A 19,489-nucleotide genomic window follows, 5' to 3' on the forward strand; every position below is an offset into this window, starting at 1 on the left:
ATATCCCTTCTATCATCTATTAGGTGTATCGTATTTTTAACTTTTTCTTAGGTATTAATACCTTTACAAGTACTAAAAAATACGTACTATTCAACACATCTTGTCTATTATAGCACTATTTATGCACAAGGATAAATGTGTAACTTTTCTAAAAAAACTAAATTCGACGTAAATAAGATAATCTAGACGAAAACAATGCAATTATTATTCAAACATAGCTATTAAGTCTTCTTCCGTCATGTAACTTTCTCGCGGTTTACTGCCTCTTGCCTCAGACACAAAGCCATGAGATTCTAACATATCGATTAAACGAGCAGCACGATTATAGCCAATATGGTATTTTCGCTGAATCAAGGAAGTAGAAGCTCCTCCCTGTTCATACACAAATCGACAGACATCCTCAAACAGATCATCTTGCTCAGCAGAAACTTCCGTTTTCTTTAAAAGCTCCTCTTGATCGAATATATAATCCGGCTCTCCTTGCTCACGAACATGCTCAATAATCGCTTCAATTTCATCATCTGTCACAAAGGTTCCCTGCAAACGCACAGGGGCAGACATACCATTACCTAAATATAACATATCACCTCGTCCAAGTAATCTTTCTGCTCCTTGCCCATCTAAAATAGTACGTGAATCGATTTGGGATGATACCGCAAAGGCAATACGTGTAGGAATATTTGATTTAATAAGCCCTGTAATAACGTCAACAGACGGTCTTTGAGTCGCAACAATTAAATGGATACCACAAGCACGTGCTTTTTGCGCAATACGACAGATTGCCTCTTCTACATCTGCAGGAGACATCATCATTAAATCGGCTAGCTCATCAATGACAATTAGAATATACGGTAATTTTAAGCTATGTTCATTATTTTTATCCGCAATTGCATTATAACGTGTAATATCACGTGCACCCGCATGAGCAAATAACTGATAACGACGCTCCATTTCCTCTACTGCCCATTTCAGTGCAGCAGTAGCAGCCTTAACATCTGTGATGACCGGGCTAACTAAATGTGGAATATGATTAAACGGTGCTAACTCTACCATTTTAGGATCAATGAGCATCAGCTTTAATTCATGAGGTGCAGCCTTATATAGTAAACTAACCAAAATTGAATTAATACAAACTGATTTACCAGAACCTGTAGCTCCAGCAATTAAGCCATGTGGCATTTTTCGTAAATCAATAGTTACAGGCTTCCCTGTTAAATCCAGACCCAATGCTGCTTCTAACGGTGAATCTGACTCGAGGAAAGAAGCACTATTTGTCACTTCCGATAATCGAACTGCGCGAGATACACGGTTCGGTATCTCAATGCCAATTGAGCTCTTTCCAGGAATCGGAGCTTGGATGCGGATGTCTTTTGCTGCCAATGCCAGCTTCAAATCATCTGCTAGATTGCGGATTTTGCTAACCTTCGTACCATGACTCACTGTTATTTCAAATTGTGTCACGGCAGGTCCTTGCATAATGGATTCTATTTGAGCTGATACTTGGAAATAAGACAAAGCTTCAACCAACGTATCGCCCTGTTGCTCCATCCATTCAGTATCCTGTGTTTTTTCCTCAGGTGGCTCTAGAAACTCATCATTTGGCTTTTGATACACATGAACAGGTTTTGGAGGACTTTCCATTACTTGATTTTCCACTAATGTTTCATCTGATAGGGAAGGTTGCTCTGGGAATTCTCCTGTGTCATTCATATTCTCCTTAGGAATCTCTACATTTTTTGTAGTAAGCTCCTGTTCAATAGTTGAGTCAGCTTCCATCTCGGTAGTCGCTGAAATTTCGTTGGAACTCTCAATGTCGATTACTGTCTTTTCTAATGTCGAAACGCTAGACATCGTTGCTACTGGTGACATAGTAATGACTGATACACCCTCTGTTGTAGCATTGGCTAGTGCACTATTTTGAATAGAAACTTCATTTTCCTTCGTCGTTTGTGGTGCTGTTATATTATCCATCACTAAATCAGCAATCTCTGAAGTTAAAGATTGTTGATTTTCTTCTTTATTGGATGGTATTAATCGATGTTCTGCATCCAAATTAATAAGTTCAGAAGAAGACTCTTGCTCTTCTTGAGCTTCTTGAGTTTCCTGGGCTTTTTGAACTTCCTGGGCTTCTTGAGTTTCCTGGGCATCTTGAGCTTCTTGAGCTTCTTGAGCTTCTTGAGCTTCTTGAGTTTCCTGGGCTTTTTGAACTTCCTGAGCTTCTTGAACTTCCTGGGCTTTTTGAGTTTCCTGGGCTTCTTGAACTTCTTGGGCTTCTTGAACTTCCTGGGCTTTTTGAGTTTCCTGGGCTTTTTGAGTTTCCTGGGCTTTTTGAACTTCCTGAGCTTCTTGAGTTTCCTGGGCTTCTTCAACAATTGTTAGAGTTGGCTTCGTATTTTTTAATTGCTGTTGGATTCTCCATTTCTCTTTATCTGTTTTTAACATTAATACATTAAAAGGAATTCCGCTTTTTTCCTGCTTCGCTTCCTCCACAGAGTTCTCTTCTAACACCTTTTGCTCATCATCTACATTCGTTGTCGGCTGGACTACTGTAACTTCTCCAATGTGGATGGTAGAATTCTCAATTTGCACTTGTTCCACAACTACTTCTTTTACATGAATTTTTGATTGATTCGCTGAAAGTTGTTCAACATTCAACTCTTGTTGAACTGCCTCTTTCACTTGGTCTTCGAATTCTACGGCAAAGGAGGTCGTTTGCAATACAGGTAATTCCGTGTTCGTTTCATTACTAGGCTGGTTCGTTTCATCTATAAATTTTTCATCAAAAGTAATCGGTTGCTTTGTTGTTTCTTCAATGGTTTCCTTGATTTCAAGCTGTTCAGGTTCATCTTTCTGAACTGAGCTAATAGGCTCTTTTTCTTCTAGTATATTTTCAATAGCCTCATTTGTTGTCGCTTCTTTTAAAGACGTAGATGCTGTAAGTATTTCAGACTCTTTCTTGTCGTGCTCTTCCTTCCGCTTCTCTAATAATTGCTCAATTGGGCTCGGCTTAGAAAAACCATAGACCGGCGACGGAACATCGCTTGGTACAAAACGCTTGTGATTAGTAGGTACGCTTTGTTCAACTGTCTTTTCTAGTGAATAATTAGTTTCTTTAGGGGTAATAGGTTGCTCATTTTGTGCATCTCGAAAAACGCGACTTGCTTTTGTACGATTATTCTGTTCATGCTGACTTCGTGTAACCGTCGTTCTACCAGTTCGCTTCGTACGATTGGCTAATAATTCTCGAATTCCTGAAATCTCAATATCATAAACACTTGAATCGACAATATGATTATTTAAATGCTTAGGCAGAGATAAATCTTCAATTTGCCCGTAATAAGCATCCTCCATTTGATTGAATGCTTCTTTTGATGGTGTTTGTGTTTGTGTTGTTGATGGTGAAGCTGAAAACTCCTCATCCTCAATTAACGGAAAACGAAAAGTTTTTTGCTGTGATCCAGGAGCTTCTTTAAATGAATGTAGCTGCTCAGATTGTTCTTCTTCATAGTCTTCATAAAATTCTTCATATTCGTATTCATTGTCATCTTTATTTAAAAATTTATTCATTTGTTTTTTAATCCAATTCACATTGTTCACTCATTTCTCTGACACTTCATTTATAGCATTGTCTAATTCATTTCAAAAACTAATTCAATGTCTATAACAAAAAGCATACCATAAAAATGTGATAGAAACTTGCATTTAGAGGCTCATTCTAGACAAAAAAATCGTTATGTTACTAGCATATTAGTAGCATAACGATTTTAAGTATATTTTATCTAGTTGGCGTTTCAAACGCATTACCAATTACCGCATCTTCTGGTAATACTAAAATTCCTTTTTCAGAAGGTGCATTTGGTATTCCTAATTCTCGTGCTGAACATAACATGCCGTATGAATCAACACCTCGTAAATTACCTTCTTTAATAAGCATACCAGAAGGCATCACTGCACCGATTTTTGCCACGACAACTTTTTGACCAGCTTCAACATTAGGTGCACCACATACAATTTGTAATGTCTCTTCACCAACGTTTACAGAGCAAATGCTTAGTTTATCAGCATTTGGATGCTTGTCCTTAGTTTCTACATAACCTACAACAAATTTTGGAGAAAAATCTACATCAAGACTAATTTCAGCGCCATTTTTTACAATAGCTGCCTCTAGCTGTGCAACTAATTCTGGAGTAACTTCAACTAGACCTTTTGCATCAGTTTGTATATAGCTGCTGGCATTAAATAAATTAAATGCTTTAATTTCTCCTGTCTGTGCTTCCTTTAAAATAGCGAGATCGCCTGCACGTTCTACCTCTGTTTTCACGATTGATTCTGTTGCTAATTGTACTAGCAATACATCTCCTACATGCTCTTTGTTGTAAAATACATTCATTGTTCCTCTTGCTCCTTTTTAACTCTGTTTTTTGCTAATATAAAGATTGGTTCTAGCTCCCCATCTTCATAAATAAAAGATAATGACGTAATCGGTACGGTACCGACAGTGAAGAAATGCATCGTCATCTGCGCTAATACATCATACCCTGTTTCATTCCGAATATCACCTACTATTAATACATCCTGATGTGGCACAGATAACGTCATATCGCCTTCAATTTTAGTCTGCATGTCTTTTAAAAAGCCCTCATTTAAAATGCGACTTGCATCATAACCATCATTAGCATTAACAAAATAGAAAATATTCTCCGCAACTTCATCTTTCTTATAGACTGTTGGTAGTTGCTTGACAGAAAATCGTGCCATTTCACGAATTTGCTCTACTGTTAATTGTAGTACCTCTAACATGGATTCATCAATAAAACGATAAGTTTTTCCTAAATCAAGCGCATAAAAAATACGTGTTTCAGCTGTATGTTCAGTAGTGATGAATGCATGCCCCTCCTTTGAGGCTAGAGGGTAGGATGTAGCGCGAATAACTGGATAAATTTGTGTAGTAGCTTGGAATCCTTGTTCCATCTCTTGTTCCATTGCATTAAAGGTTTGCTCGATTGTATAAACAACTTCATCGATTGCAGCCCCTTGCTTGTCATTATATTTTGCTAAAATGCCTGGTAGAGATAGCTCCATCCCTTTACCAATTTTTTTATGGTTAAGGCGTAATTTATCATGCTTTTTATCAAATTCAAAATCAAACTTTTCCTCATTTAATTGTTGTTTTAATAGGGACACAAGTTGTTCGGATTTAATTTGTTTCACCTAGCTCACATCCTTTCTTTAAAATCAATTTTGCCTCTGCGTAATTGCAGCAGTCGCTTCGTTAGCACTACACTTTCTCGCAAACAAATTGGATGTGCGTACTTAGACTGAGCTCTTCTATTTCAGTAAATATTTGGTCATTCACAAAAAAAGCTTTTAACTCATCAACTATAGAGGTAAGCGTCTTTGTAGAATGCTGAATGAAGAGAAAACGGCTCACATGTTTGTGAACCGTTCTGTTCAAAACTATCCAATTACTTAATCTTAACCGAATGAACGATTTTCGTCATCTCATGTAAATTATCTTCAATATGTTTTGCTGGAGAAATGGTCGTCATTTTTACGCCACCGCTACTTACAATAAGCTCATATTCGTCGTCATTGTCAGTTTTTGAAACAGCTGAAAAACCGAAAATACCATCCTTTTCATACGTATTTTCTTCAATTATCTTTTTTGAACTATCCTCTTTTAATAAATTGTAATAGAGTTTACTATCTGCAGCTTCGCGATCATTGATGAAAAGAACATAACTCTCTTTTCCTTTAGTTACCAATATATTATATGCATCTGAACTTTCGTCAACTTTAAAGTTGGAAGGTAAGTATAATTCTACATCCCCGATACTATCTGTATGCTTCTCTGGCTCTTCTGCAAAAACAGTTTCTGTTGTTTTAAGTCCATTTTTAATTTGTTCATCAACAGATTGATTACAACCAGAAAGTCCCAACAGTAAAAGCACTAAGCCTACCGCTCGTAGCCATGTATGAGACATATTTCTCTTCCTTTCATTGCTAACTTTGTTCTATTGTAAAAAAATTCTTGTAAAGTTGCAACTTCACTGTTCCATTATCACTAATTAAAAGACATTACTCATGTGCTAATGTGAATAAATATTGACCAATCAGAAGCGAGACAATATGCTCAAACATCATCTGACGACTCACTAACCCTTGCGTAAAAATACCTACAGCCCCCGCACCTTGTCGAATATCTCGACGTTGTGTATATTGCTCCATCACAGGCCCAAGTTCCTTCCCAGCTCTTATTTCCCGGGCAATTTCTTCTGGTAATATAATTTGTGCACCAGCAGCTGTATAGGTTGTGCCATTTGCTACTGTAAGAGCTCCCCAGTTACATACGTACATAACACCGTCAATTTCAGTTACTCCACCTTCTAGACCGAACGATAATTGTGCACCCGTCTCATCCATCGCATGTTTCGAACGGTTTATTGCTCCTAATCGTGTTTCTTCATGAGTCATCGGTTGATCAGATACTTTGGATACAGCCTTAACACAGGTGAAATTTGGTTTATCGAAATACTTTCTAGCTATAACTTCAACTGCCTCTGTTTTTGCTTTGTTTGTTGTACCAATAGCTATGTTCATTTTCTAATCCCTCTTTCTTGCATAGAAAAAGACGCCCCTAGAGGCATCTTTTAACTTGTTTCAGCGGATGTTTTAATTTACACATTAGCGCGAATCGTTGCTAATGTCGAACGATCTGCTTTTTTCACTAGTTCCACAATTAAAGCCTTTGCAGCTGCATAGTCATCAATATGAATAATTGACGCTGACGTATGAATATAGCGTGAACAAATACCAATTACTGCACTAGGAACACCGTCATTTGCTGTGTGCACACGTCCTGCATCCGTACCACCTTGTGATACAAAATATTGATACGGTATATGATTCGATTCGGCAGTATCTAAGATGAACTCACGAATGCCTTTATGTGTAACCATCGTACGGTCAAGAATACGTAATAATGTTCCTTTGCCAAGCTGACCAAATTGATTTTTTTCTCCAGACATATCATTTGCAGGTGAAGCATCTAGAGCAAAAAATAAATCTGGTTTAATCATATTTGCGGACACTTGAGCACCACGGAGACCAACTTCTTCCATCACATTCGCACCTGAATATAAATGCGAGGCTAGCTTTTCATCCTTTACTTCTTTCATCAATTCAATTGCCAATCCACAGCCATAACGGTTATCCCAAGCTTTTGCCATAATTTTTTTTGGATTAGCCATTGGTGTAAATGGACAGACAGGGATAATCGATTGACCTGGACGAACGCCGAGTGCAATAGCATCTTCTTTATTGTCTGCACCAACATCTATTAGCATATTTTTAATATCCATCGGTTTAGAACGTTCTGCATCAGTTAATAAATGTGGCGGTATTGATGAAATGACACCAGGAATCGCACCATTTTTAGTAAATACTTCAACGCGTTGCGCTAGCATAACCTGATTCCACCAGCCACCTAATGTTTGAAAGCGGATCATCCCGTTGTCAGTAATAGAAGTAACCATAAATGCCACTTCATCCATATGACCAGCAACTAATATTTTTGGCGCATCAGCAACATCGCTATGCTTTACACCAAAAATCCCCCCTAAATTATCCTGAACGATTTCATCCGAGTACTTTTCTAACTCAGAACGCATGAACGCACGTACCGCATGTTCATTACCCGGCGCACCTGGTAATTCCGTTAATGTTTTAAATAATTGTAATGTTTCCTCATTCATGATGACTCTCTCCCCACGAAGTAGAATATTCTTCCTTGTTATTGTATCACATTTATCTTCATTCAGTAGAAGACTCCTTTCTCTGAAGGTGGTGCGATAAAATCCAAACACCTACTGAATGAAGGTAAAGCCTCTGGCAAATGTCACGGATTTTGAAAGGAATGAATTGTGCGGCACAATTCAAAATCCGGACTCAATTACGCCAAGGCAAAATTGATTTTTGAATTCGAAATATTGATACATTTCTTAAAAGCACTAATGTATGAACGTGCATTCACTCCGCATGCTATGTTAAAATAAAGCAATAGATAAAGGAGGAAAAAAGTATGAAATTACGCGATTTTTTAATAGGTGTTGCAACTGGTCTAGCTGCCGCAGTCATTGTTAAAGAAGCAAGTGAAAAGGTTTCTCCATATGTACCTGCAGGACAAGTACTAGAAAACATAAAAAAGGAATTTAAAAAGGATTCACCGATTGACGGTTCTTGGATTTTTATGAAAACAGATAATTTCACAAATGGCATTATGACAATCCCAGTATACCGTGGAGGTATCTCACGTATACATGAGGGCGAAATGCAAACATTTGAATTTGCTGCTGACGCTCGTTCAGGTGTAGTAGTCGAGCTAACAGAAGTATAACCTTACTCAGCAATACGCGATTAAAATAATTGAACCCTACAAAGTGGCTGGGTCAAAACTGGTCAAAACCTTAAAAAGCGTGAGAAATCAATTTAGAAACGTTGATTTCTCGCGCTTTTTTGATGTTAAATTTTTCCGTAAATTATCAGTGCGGTCAGATAGTGTTTCATGAAGGTAGATGTCGATATTTTTCAAAAGTTGGGTGATAAATCGATAAAGTTGGGAGATAAATTAAAAAAGTTGGTCGATAAACAATCAAAAGTTCTCGATAAATCTCAAAACTGTCGCTCTTTAAAGCAAATCACACTATTTGCTCTCGTGGAACATTAACAAAGAAATAGGGCAAAGAAAATAAAATAACTTGGTCAAACATAGAAAAAGAGAAATCGAACAGCACCGATTTCTCTTTTTTCTTTACTATCAGCTAGTAATGTCCAAGCTTCTTTGTTTACTCAGACAAACCTTTATTATTAAAGTATTTTTTATATTTTCGATAATAATTTAAATTATTTAACGTTAGCTTCACCCAACGTTTTGCATTCATATCTTGATTAAAGTAAAGAGAGTTTGTATAGCGCCCTTCTCGAATTAACTTTTTCGCTTCAAGTTTAAGCTTTTCATTTGAGGCATATTTGAATAATACACCCTTAGGAATGATCATCCATAAATGCTTATCCTGAACATAAGTTACATCCTGTTCAATATTTAACATATGGTCATCAGCTACATACTTCATTAAATTATGACCACTCGCTGTTACATAATAGCTTGAACGACCATTACGTAAGTTAATTTCAAACAACTTATACTTTTTATCACGCATATCGTATTTCATATCAAAGTTAGCAAAGCCTGTATAACCGATATCCTCTAAAAAGAAGCGTACTTGATCCATTAATTCTTTATCGTATGTTGTAACGATTGCTGCATAACTACCGATTCCTTCAGGTGAATGCTCTTCTAAGATTGGGTTTCCTAGACACATTAGCTTCACTTTGCCGTCTTTCCCTACATAGGCATTTAATACACGCATATATGAATCGTCACCTGGGATGAATTCTTGAATAATCATTGTGTCCTGATAAGTTGAGCTATAGATTGCTTTTAAAATAGCTGTTTTTTCCGCTTCATCATGTGCAACGAATACTTTTTTCTTACCTGGGAATGAACATGCCCAGTATTCCACCGAGTTCGATGCCTTTAAAATAATTGGATATTCAAAAGGTGGGGTAAAGTTTTCGTAATTGTCTGCTTTAACAGTCGTCGTACCCGGATATTTAAAATCGTACTTATCACACATTTTATAGAAATTTTCTTTTAATAAGATTTCATCCATTAATGATTCATCAATATACGGTACTGTAAAATGCTCCTGCAATGCTGGCTTATTTTTGATAATAAGCTTTGCATAATCATCGCCACAAGCTAACAACAGTAGTTTTTTATTAGAATATTTTTTTGCTATTTCTGCAAGTGCAGGTGCAAATACATCCTGTTCATTTAAGCGATCAATCTCTTGGAAATTTATGATATGGCTGTCTTGCGTTGCCGTTAAATGTGAACGCCCTAATACAAGTGGTTTAATACCATATGCCTCGTAAAAAGCACGTGCCATACCATATGCATTCATATCTGATCCTAGTAATACTGGTAAAAATGGTTGCTCAGTTGCCATGTATATTTCAACTCTCTTTTGTGTTTTAGTATAGATTTTAGTGTATCATACTTTCCAAGATGTTCACGAAAAAAGTGTCAAAAAAATGGAGTATAGACAATTAGGCTCATCATCATAACGTGAAGTTGATTTCCGTTCCGGCTGAGCGCTTTGTAGCTGCCGCTTCGCTTTCGCTACAGATAAAACAATTGTAGCTGCCGCTTCGCTTTCGCTACAGATAAAACAATTGCCGCTGACGCTTCGCTTTCGCACAGAAAACATTTGTTGCTGACGCTTCGCTTTCGCTACAGAAAACATTTGTTGCTGACGCTTCGCTTTCGCTACAGAAAACATTTGCCGCTGACGCTTCGCTTTCGCACAGAAAACATTTGTTGCTGACGCTTCGCTTTCGCACAGATAAAACATTTGTTGCTGACGTTTTGCTTTCGCACAGATAAAACAATTGTCGCTGTCGCTTTGCTTTCTCGCAGATAAAACATTTGTTGCTGTCGCTACGTTTTCTCGCAGATAAAACATTTGTTGCTGTCGCTACGCTTTCGCACAGATAAAACAATTGCTTTAATATATGAAAACATAGTAAAAAAACGTGCGAACACAATAGGTTCACACGTTTTTTGTTTAGAATGTAATAACAGCTTGTCTGCTGCGTTCTAATTTATCTACAATTTCTTTACCTGTTTCATCCCATTTAATCATGCGGTAATACGCGTCATGGTAGAAGATAAAACCGTAGCCATTCGCAAGTCCTTCTTTCATTATACGTTCCTTGGCAAAGACACTTGTCATTGGATAGTCGTCATACGCTAAAACCCATAATGGATTTTGATGGGCATGTGTTGGCATAATATCTGCCATATGCAATAATACCTCGCCATTTTGAGTCAATTTTATAATGGCATGTCCATCACTATGACCACCAGTATGAATCATTTCAATACCAGGTGCTACCTCTAACGTACCTTCATACGTTTCTATTAAATGTTGAACGGGTTCCCAGTTTTCTTTCCAATACGTATTTTTGGAGCGAATATTTGGCTCACGCATTTCGTCCCATTCGATTTTCGTCACAAAGATTTTTGCATTTGGGAATGTTGGTATAAGTTTATCACCCTCCCATTGCGTTAAACCTCCAGCATGGTCAAAATGTAAATGCGTCATTAATACTACATCAATATCAGCTGCAGTTAATCCTAACTCCTGTAAGCTAGCCGCTAATGTAGATTCTTCAGTAACACCAAAGTTACGTAACTGTTTTTCATTTAATTTGTTAAAGCCAACACCCGTATCAATCAAATAGTTTTTACCTTCATATTGAATTAAAATTGGCTCAGTCGGTAACTCGATTTGATTTTTTTCGTTTACCGGATATTTACGTGACCAAAGTGGTCTAGGTACAACGCCAAACATAGCACCGCCATCAAGGCAAGTGACACCCCCGTTTAGCCATGATAATGACATTTTGTGAAACTGTAACTTATCCATCCATTCTCCCCCTATTTAGTAATGAATTGCGATTCGAGACGATAAATTGGCTGTCCTTTAGCAGAGAATTTCTGCTCATATTCAGTCATAACATTATCCTCAGGCATATTTGCATGTAAGTCGAGTGATACATACTTAAGTAACATACCGTATTCAGACATACTAGTTAACGAATACTCAAACAAACCACGGTTGTCCGTTTTAAAATGGATTTCCCCATTATCCACCAAAATCGACTCATATAATTTCAAAAAATCCCCGTGCGTTAAACGTCGCTTAGCATGGCGCGTTTTCGGCCAAGGATCTGAGAAATTCAGATACACACGATTAACATCATTTTTTCCAAAATATTTATATAAATCTGCGCCATTTACTTTTAATAATCGTAAATTCGCTGGAGATTTAGCCTCTAAAATTTTTTCCAATGCACAAACAATTACACTATCATAAAGTTCAATACCAATATAATTTATATCCGGATTTTGTAAAGCCATACCTGTGACAAATTGACCTTTCCCAGTACCTACTTCAATATGTATTGGGTTGTCATTTCCGAAAACAGCCTGCCAATTTCCTTTAAAGTCTTCAGGGTTTGGAACAATCACCTCTGGATGATTCGTAATCATTTCCTCCGCCCAAGGCTTATTTCTTAATCTCAATTTTTTTCCTCATTTCTTTCTTGTAAAATTATTGATTTTTTATAGTATAACTTATTACTATAAAATTCGCATGAAATTATTGCGAAATGATATTTTTTGACTCATCACTATAAGATTGCCGTTCCGCGTCTAACCTTCGCTCCAATCAACTTCCATATACAGGATATACGATTTAACAAATGTCATCCCAACTTTTGGTTTTTAACGGTCCTCTGATATGACCTGCCACACATCACGTTGGACTGTACAGTGAATTCTCGTCCCCTGTCTAATTTCTCCAATATAGTTTCCATCTGTATGACAGTCAACGTCATTTGTGTGCATAATAATGTCGAATTGATTACCTTGCAAAAAAGTGATCTCTTTAAACTTTGTATGTTTTTCAAAAAACACTGTGACAAATACAAGGAGTAATTTGAGACGTGAAATACCATGAACGATTGTTAGTTCGATTTGTCCATCATCAGGTTTCGAGGAAGGCGAAATTTTCATACCTCCTCCGAAATAAGGATGATTGCTCATCGCAACAAACCATGCCTGATGAAATTGCCACTCTTGATCGTTTGTACGAATGGTTACATCAAAACGTTCAAAGCTAAATAGTCCTCTTATAACAGCCACAGCATAGGATAACTTGCCGAGCCCTATTTTATTGAGGTAAAACTTTAAACGGGATTTATTAATGTGCTTTGTAGCAAATGCATCAAAGCCTACACCTGCATTATTAACAAATATTTCGTGTTGGCATGCCCCGAGATGAAGAGCTCCGACATCCATCGTTTTATTGGCCATTTCCGTCTGCAAATAGGTTTCGATTTGTCCTACATTTTGAAATGTAGTAAAAGACCGTGCGAAATCATTCCCAGAGCCAGCACGCACTACACCAATAACGATAAATTCATTATGTAACACACCACTAACGACCTCATGTATTGTGCCGTCACCGCCAACTATAACAATTAATTTTTTTGTTTGTGTATCTTCCGCCCATTTTTTCGCAAGTTCCTGTCCATGTCCTTCATATTCTGTAAAGGCAACCTGATAGTTGATTGTTAGATGCTGTTGAAGGTGATGCCAAACTTTCTTACCTTTTCCATGCCCCGCTGCTTCATTTACAATAAATAATACTTGCATTCATTATTCCTCAGCCAGTTGAGAAGGTTTCCGCCAAATATCCCTATTAAAGGATGTTGTTTGTACAGTGTTTAAAATCGTTTGGGCAGCACGAATTTGCATATGCTTCATTGGAGAGGATACTTTCTTTAATTGCTCCATCCATTCTAAGTAATTTCGACGATCAACAAATTGAATTCCATAAGGTGACCCCGGATAATCGAAATAGCCATTTCGTGTTAAAACAATTTTTCGAATTGGCATACTTATCTCATCCTGCTTAAATAATTGAGTTAATACAGATTCCATACGATTTAAATTGATCATTGGATTAAGGACTTTTGAATCCTTCGTCCCTACCTTTTTTATCCAGAAACGATCACTACCGCCCACATAAACCGCTTGATTTTCCGCTTCTAGCACTGTTATACAAATACATTCTGTTGGTGACATTAGTACAACATCAAGCTCTATAGGTGCTTTTCTGATTTGTAAAATAGGGTAATAAAAAAGTAAATAATTATCCGGTAGTTTTTGCAATAAATTTCGTAACAAAGGATCACGCATAAAACGAGGATCTACATACGACTTTTCACGTAGTGTTGAACTTGCCCATTTCATTTGAAACTGGAAAAATTGATCGATAAACATTCGCTTTAATTCATGAATAGATTGCGGTGCATAGACAATTTTCGGTTCAAATGTTAAGGTCGTTTCTTCTTCTGGAATGCTATCTTCATCACTCACAAGTTCATTCGTTATTTCTATCTGTTCAACGTCCTCATTATCTTCCTTCTGACGACCCGCAAATAATTTTTTGAATAAAGAAAATCGCTCCTTCTCTTCGAAAGAATGATTTTCTGAATCATTGTCGGCATGTTGCCACTCAGTAATTTCTTCCCCTAATTCCCACTGTCGCTTAACACGCTCCCATTGACTTTGCTTTAAGCGTACAAATTGTGTTGGATATCTTGCTAAATCAATTTGATAGCGTGAGATATAATCCTGTAATTTCACCAATTGTGCCATTTTAAGGTCACTCCAATCTTACTTGCCCTATCTCTAATTTGCTAATTTTACTACTAAGAGCAAATTATTCGTAGTATCTATTTGCATTCATTACATCGACACTTACTCTTTATTTTTAAATTTCTATAGTAATATCTATAACTGTAGTCATCCTTTTATTTTACATGACGTTCCAGGAGAAAACATCCATAATTTGTTCTATAGAAAAAGAGAACTACCCTAGTAGCCTTGGATAAAACCAAGTTAGGGTAGCTCTCTTGAAAGAGTAACTTAATTAGCATTAATGGAAAGCGGTAATTTCGCCTCGAATGCTTGCTGTAATTTACGAGTCCATTCACCTGGAACTCCAGTACCAATTTTGTTATCATCAACATCGATCACAGGTGTTACTTCAGAAGATACAGATGACACAATTACTTCATCCATCGTTAATAAATCAGCCTTTGTCATCGGTTCTTCAATAACAGATAGATTAATTTCCTCAGCACATTTTAAAATAACTTGACGTGTAATACCGTTTAAAATGAAGTTATTAGCAGGATGTGTATAAAGCTTACCATCTTTAATGCCATAAACATTCGCTGATGAACATTCTGTTACGATATCTCCACGATGTAAAATAGCTTCATAGCAACCTTTTTCAGACGCTTCTTGCTTTGCCAGTACAGCACCTAGTAAATTTAAAGATTTAATATCACAACGTAACCAGCGGATATCCTCTACAAAAGTAGCTTTAACACCTTTTTCATAATTTTCATATGAACGCTCGCCAACTTTAACATTCCCTGTTAATACAGCTGGTACACTTGCGTCTGGAAAAATATGATTGCGAGAAGTTGTACCACGTGTGATTTGGAAGTAAACATGGCCTGTTTCCAAGTTATTTTTTTCAATAAGTTCATGTAATAATTTGTGTAATACGTCTTTAGTATACGGAATGACAAGACGAATTTTATCAGCACTCGCATAGAAACGATCAATGTGTTCTTGTGCTGTGAACATATTTCCATTATAAACTTTAATTACTTCATAAATGCCGTCACCAAATTGGTAACCTCTGTCTTCTGGAGATACTGCAATAGATCCTTCTTCAACGATTTGATCATTCCATAATGAATATGCCATGTTACGTTCATCCTTTTCATATTTAAATTATTTCTTTCCTGCAAGTTCAACAATTGCTTCAGCGTAAATAGCTGCTGCTTTTATGAGATTTTCAATAACGACAAACTCATCTGCACGATGCGCAACGTCAGGTTCACCTGGGAACAACATACCAAATGCCACACCTTTTTTCATCACACGTGCATACGTACCACCACCGGTAGAAAGTAAAGGCGTTTCATAGTCCCCTGTTTGACGTCTATAAATATCTGCTAAAGTCTGAATGAATGCATCATCCTCACTTACATAATGAGGCTTTGAGTCATCTTGAATATCCAATGAAAATCCTTTTGCCACAGCTAAACGTTGTGCTTCCGTGATTTTTTCATCAAAAGGATATGTGACAGAATAACGCATACTAATGACCATGCTACCGCCATTAGCCACATCATAGCTAACAATACCTGGATTTAATGTAGTCTTACCTGACATTTCGTCCTCAAATTGTAAATTAAGCTTGTTGCCATAATGATCTTGATAAAAAACATCTGCGATAAAGTCGACAAATTGTTTACTTGCCTCTGTCGTCATCTCTTGTTGTAAAAATGCTGCAAGATAAACAGCTGCATTGACACCTTTTTCAGGCTCCATTGCATGAGCTGACTTACCTTTGATAGTTATTATATAGCGAGAACCCTCGATTAATAAAGAGCCTTCTAGCTGATTTTCGCTTAAAAATGTGTGAAAATTCTGTTCGAATTGTGGAGAAACAAACTGCACTGTCGCTTTCGCAAAATCAGGTACCATATTTGGTCGCTTTCCAGCATTAAATAGTAATAGCTGTTCTTTCGAAGAATCACCTGTTTTATGTTGAGAGAACACTAGCTCTGCAATGCCTTTTTCAGCATTAATGAGCGGGAAATCCGCATCCGGTGCAAATCCAATAGCCGGCATTTCCTCATGTTTAAAATAGTGGTCGACACAGCGGAAGCCTGTTTCTTCATCCGTACCGATGATCATACGCACTCTTTTATTGAGCTCAATACCAGCATCTTTGACAAGTTTCATGGCCATCCATGCTGCAATTGTTGGTCCTTTATCATCTATTGCGCCACGAGCAAATAGCTTACCATCTGCTATAGTGCCGCTAAAGGGTGGGTATGTCCAATTTTTTTCATCACCAGCTGGTACTACGTCAACATGACATAAAATACCTAATAACTCTTCACCCTCACCCATTTGTATGTGACCTGCATAATTATCAACATTTTTTGTTTGCAGTCCTTCAGCATGGCCTTTTGCTAATAACCATTCAAGAGCCTTTAATGGACCGTTACCAAAAGGTACTTCAGTAGTGATTGTATTCTCATCGAGAACACTATTAATTTGCACAAGCTCCTGTAAATCTTGTATCAATTCATCTTGCCTTTCTTTTGCAGCTTGTAACCAATCCATACGATGTACCTCCTCTAAAGTATTAACATTATTCTACTCTTTACACCATAAATTACAATCATCTTTATGACAACTATTTTCGCAATTAACTCAAACACTACCACATATAGAATATTCTTCATTTTCCCCCACAAAATACAGTTTAATTTTTTGTGTAAATTGTAAATTTCACTTGCATTCACTAGAAAATCAACTAGTTTTTCTATATAATGAAGTTATCAGAATTATTGTTCTGAATATAAAATTAGAAAAGGGGATGTCTAAGGCAGCTACTTATCAGCCTAAGTGCACTCCGCACATATTGTCGTCCGCTAGTCTTTGCCAAGAGAAATAAGATGAAGGAGTGGTTCATTTATGAAACCAACTACTGATCGAATGCTTAATCGTATTAAAGACGTGTACATGTTTATTTTAGACAAAGGAACCGTGTCTACACAGGATTTAGTCGAAGAGTTTAGTATCACTCCTCGCACTGTTCAAAGAGATTTGAACGTGTTAGCCTTTAACGATTTGGTGATGAGTCCAAGTCGAGGCAAATGGACAACGACGAAGAAAAAAGTAAAATTGACGTCTTAGTTTTTACGTTTAATACGTAAAGCATTTTGTATGGGAAAAGAATGACCTTTCGTCGTGGTCATTCTTTTTTTGTTTACTATTATTTGTTGATCCCCCCACCATTTATTAAAACGCTAAGTATATACCTCTAAAAAAACTGTTCATTACTTTAAGTTGATCTTCGCTCCGGCTAGGCGACTCCTTGGGGATCAGCGATAGAGGAACGAAGGCTAAAAGCATCACATCCTGTGATAACGCCTTCGTGACCAACATTCTTTTGGCCCAAGCGGCACATCGGACGCCCTCAGGAAGCTTTGCTCTGTGCGAATGTGTAGCGGCAACAACAATTGTTTTATCTGTGCGAAAGCGAAGCGGCAGCAACAATTGTTTTCTGTGCGAAAGCGTAGCGACAGCAACAATTGTTTTATCTGTGCGAAAGCGAAGCGGCAGCAACAATTGTTTTATCTGTGCGAAAGCGAAGCGGCAGCAACAATTGTTTTATCTGTGCGAAAGCGAAGCGGCAGCAACAACAAATGTTTTCTGTAGCGGAAGCGAAGCGGCAGCAACGTGGTTTTCGTCTGTGCGAAAGCGAAGCGACAGCAACACTAAAGCGCCCAGTCGGAACGGAAATCAACCACTCATTATGGTAATGAACCCTATTATGTAAAGCATTTCTCCCCTATATTTATAAGAATTACTTGCATTTTTATTAATATCTCGTTTTTCAGTATATCCCCAATTATTTTTTGACTATTTACAATTGCATAACAATCCTTTAAAATCTAAACATTCTACATTTTGGAAGGAGGATTTTCTATGCAACTAGCCAAAATGTTTCATCCACTCGTTTGGATTATTTTAGGCGGAACTATTTTCACACGCATTGCAAGTTTTATGGCGATGCCCTTTCTAGCAATTTATCTACATAATGAAATTGAAGCCTCCCCTTTACAAATAGGTTTGACAATTGGTATTGCACCGCTAATCTCTACTGTAGGAGGGTTCATAGGTGGTTATTTAACAGATCGATTTGGTAGGAAAAGCGTCATTTTGCTTACTATTATTGTTTGGAGCATCGTGTTCTTTGGCTTTGCAACAGCACAAACTGTTTGGTTCTTCGTTGCACTAAACGCCTTGAATGGCTTATGTCGTTCCTTCTTCGAACCTTCAACCCAAGCATTAATGATTGATTTTACTCCCGCTGACAAACGAAAAAGATTGTTTTCATTGCGCTATACAGCCATTAATATAGCAGCGGTTATCGGCCCCGTTATTGGTGTTTATATTTCTCAATTATCCAGCCCAAGTATTCCTTTTATGCTGACAGGAACTATGTATATTATTTATGCTGTATTTTTATTTTTCGTTTTGAATCGCTATGAAATGCAACAACAAAAAGCTTCAACACAAACAAAAATAATGCAAACCTTCACAATACTATTAACAAATCGTGTACTACTAAGTTTTATTTTTGGTGCTATTTTAATAAATATTGGCTACTCTCAATTTGATTCAACACTGCCACAAATCATTGAGCTTAAAATTGAAGATGGTACTAAGCTTTATTCTCTCTTAATCTCACTAAATGCAGCAGTTGTATTATTACTACAATTACCGATTAGTATTCTTTCAGAACGTTTTTCATCTTCAGTTACTCTATTAGTAGGAATCTTGTTTTTGGCGTTTGGTCTTTTATTATTCGGCTTCTCAAATAATTATCCGCTGTATATTATCGCTATGATTATTTTTACGATTGGTGAAATTTTCGCCTTTCCAACTATGAGTATCATGATTGATGAAATTGCACCTGATACACAAAAGGCAACTTATTTAGGGGCAGCCCAATTTAAAAATTTCGGGGGCTTTATTGGGCCAATTATCGGTGGGTGGCTATTATCACATTATATGAATGCACTGTTTGCAGTCATTGCTGTTATTGTTTTATGCAGCTGTATTTTTTATAGATCAAAACTCAAGCTTCAACAGTAATTAGACTTCAGACAAAAAATCGCTCCATTTCTT

18 protein-coding genes are annotated in these 19,489 nt (G+C 37.1%); 4 read left to right on the plus strand and 14 right to left on the minus strand.

All coding sequences use genetic code 11. From position 1 onward, the window contains the following. Window positions 1-204: 204 nt before the first annotated feature. From QUF91_RS21205 to QUF91_RS21230, 6 genes are all read right to left on the minus strand, one after another. Window positions 205-3,588: a DNA translocase FtsK gene (locus QUF91_RS21205; RefSeq protein WP_289419258.1), complete on the minus strand. Its 3,384-nt coding sequence runs from the start codon at window positions 3,586-3,588 to the stop codon at window positions 205-207. A 187-nt stretch (window positions 3,589-3,775) separates the two neighbouring features. Then, on the minus strand, window positions 3,776-4,390 hold the full coding sequence (gene ytpR / locus QUF91_RS21210) for a YtpR family tRNA-binding protein (RefSeq protein ID WP_289419259.1): 615 nt from the start codon (window positions 4,388-4,390) through the stop codon (window positions 3,776-3,778). Next, entirely contained in the window at window positions 4,387-5,211 is an 825-nt protein-coding gene (locus QUF91_RS21215) for a DUF1444 domain-containing protein (protein WP_289419260.1), read from the minus strand. Before QUF91_RS21215 ends, ytpR begins: the two co-directional genes overlap by 4 nt. A gap of 254 nt (window positions 5,212-5,465) precedes the next feature. Beyond that, window positions 5,466-5,984, minus strand: a complete 519-nt coding sequence (locus tag QUF91_RS21220) for a hypothetical protein (protein WP_289419261.1) — start codon at window positions 5,982-5,984, stop codon at window positions 5,466-5,468. Between the two features lie 94 nt (window positions 5,985-6,078). Continuing rightward, the gene (locus tag QUF91_RS21225; RefSeq protein WP_289419262.1) at window positions 6,079-6,600 is read right to left on the minus strand and encodes a DUF84 family protein; all 522 of its coding nucleotides are present in this window, start codon (window positions 6,598-6,600) and stop codon (window positions 6,079-6,081) included. 77 nt (window positions 6,601-6,677) lie between these two features. After that, entirely contained in the window at window positions 6,678-7,754 is a 1,077-nt protein-coding gene (locus QUF91_RS21230; protein WP_289419263.1) for a M42 family metallopeptidase, read from the minus strand. Between the two features lie 326 nt (window positions 7,755-8,080). Here QUF91_RS21230 and QUF91_RS21235 point away from each other — a divergent pair, with 326 nt between their 5' ends. Further along, entirely contained in the window at window positions 8,081-8,395 is a 315-nt protein-coding gene (locus QUF91_RS21235; RefSeq protein WP_285398555.1) for a hypothetical protein, read from the plus strand. 448 nt (window positions 8,396-8,843) lie between these two features. Here the strand turns inward: QUF91_RS21235 and QUF91_RS21240 are convergent, their stop codons facing one another. From QUF91_RS21240 to pepV, 8 genes are all read right to left on the minus strand, one after another. Beyond that, complete coding sequence (locus tag QUF91_RS21240; protein WP_285398554.1) at window positions 8,844-10,070, minus strand: carboxylate--amine ligase; 1,227 nt, start codon at window positions 10,068-10,070, stop codon at window positions 8,844-8,846. Window positions 10,071-10,133: 63 nt separating this feature from the next. Then, window positions 10,134-10,586: a hypothetical protein gene (locus QUF91_RS21245; protein ID WP_289419264.1), complete on the minus strand. Its 453-nt coding sequence runs from the start codon at window positions 10,584-10,586 to the stop codon at window positions 10,134-10,136. A 102-nt stretch (window positions 10,587-10,688) separates the two neighbouring features. Beyond that, the gene (locus QUF91_RS21250) at window positions 10,689-11,552 is read right to left on the minus strand and encodes a YtnP family quorum-quenching lactonase (protein ID WP_289419265.1); all 864 of its coding nucleotides are present in this window, start codon (window positions 11,550-11,552) and stop codon (window positions 10,689-10,691) included. 11 nt (window positions 11,553-11,563) lie between these two features. Further along, window positions 11,564-12,211 (minus strand): tRNA (guanosine(46)-N7)-methyltransferase TrmB, encoded by a 648-nt coding sequence (trmB, locus tag QUF91_RS21255; RefSeq protein ID WP_289419266.1) that lies wholly within the window; start codon window positions 12,209-12,211, stop codon window positions 11,564-11,566. 201 nt (window positions 12,212-12,412) lie between these two features. Continuing rightward, a complete protein-coding gene (locus QUF91_RS21260) occupies window positions 12,413-13,345 on the minus strand; it encodes a diacylglycerol/lipid kinase family protein (protein ID WP_289419267.1) in 933 nt (310 codons plus the stop codon). Between the two features lie 3 nt (window positions 13,346-13,348). Next, complete coding sequence (locus QUF91_RS21265) at window positions 13,349-14,353, minus strand: nuclease-related domain-containing protein (RefSeq protein ID WP_285398548.1); 1,005 nt, start codon at window positions 14,351-14,353, stop codon at window positions 13,349-13,351. 270 nt (window positions 14,354-14,623) lie between these two features. Continuing rightward, complete coding sequence (dat, locus tag QUF91_RS21270; RefSeq protein WP_285398547.1) at window positions 14,624-15,478, minus strand: D-amino-acid transaminase; 855 nt, start codon at window positions 15,476-15,478, stop codon at window positions 14,624-14,626. Between the two features lie 27 nt (window positions 15,479-15,505). Beyond that, window positions 15,506-16,912, minus strand: coding sequence for a dipeptidase PepV (gene pepV / locus QUF91_RS21275; protein ID WP_289419268.1), 1,407 nt, complete (start codon window positions 16,910-16,912; stop codon window positions 15,506-15,508). A gap of 354 nt (window positions 16,913-17,266) precedes the next feature. On the opposite strand from pepV, the gene QUF91_RS21280 reads away from it, so the two are divergent. From QUF91_RS21280 to QUF91_RS21290, 3 genes are all read left to right on the plus strand, one after another. Continuing rightward, on the plus strand, window positions 17,267-17,488 hold the full coding sequence (locus QUF91_RS21280) for a DeoR family transcriptional regulator (RefSeq protein WP_049667439.1): 222 nt from the start codon (window positions 17,267-17,269) through the stop codon (window positions 17,486-17,488). Between the two features lie 181 nt (window positions 17,489-17,669). Further along, window positions 17,670-18,134 carry a hypothetical protein gene (locus tag QUF91_RS21285; protein WP_289419269.1) on the plus strand — a complete coding sequence of 155 codons (465 nt, stop codon included), beginning with the start codon at window positions 17,670-17,672 and terminating at the stop codon, window positions 18,132-18,134. A gap of 149 nt (window positions 18,135-18,283) precedes the next feature. Then, complete coding sequence (locus QUF91_RS21290) at window positions 18,284-19,456, plus strand: MDR family MFS transporter (RefSeq protein ID WP_289419270.1); 1,173 nt, start codon at window positions 18,284-18,286, stop codon at window positions 19,454-19,456. The last annotated feature ends 33 nt before the right edge of the window (window positions 19,457-19,489 follow it).

This window comes from Lysinibacillus sp. G4S2, from assembly GCF_030348505.1.
Taxonomy (GTDB): domain Bacteria; phylum Bacillota; class Bacilli; order Bacillales_A; family Planococcaceae; genus Lysinibacillus.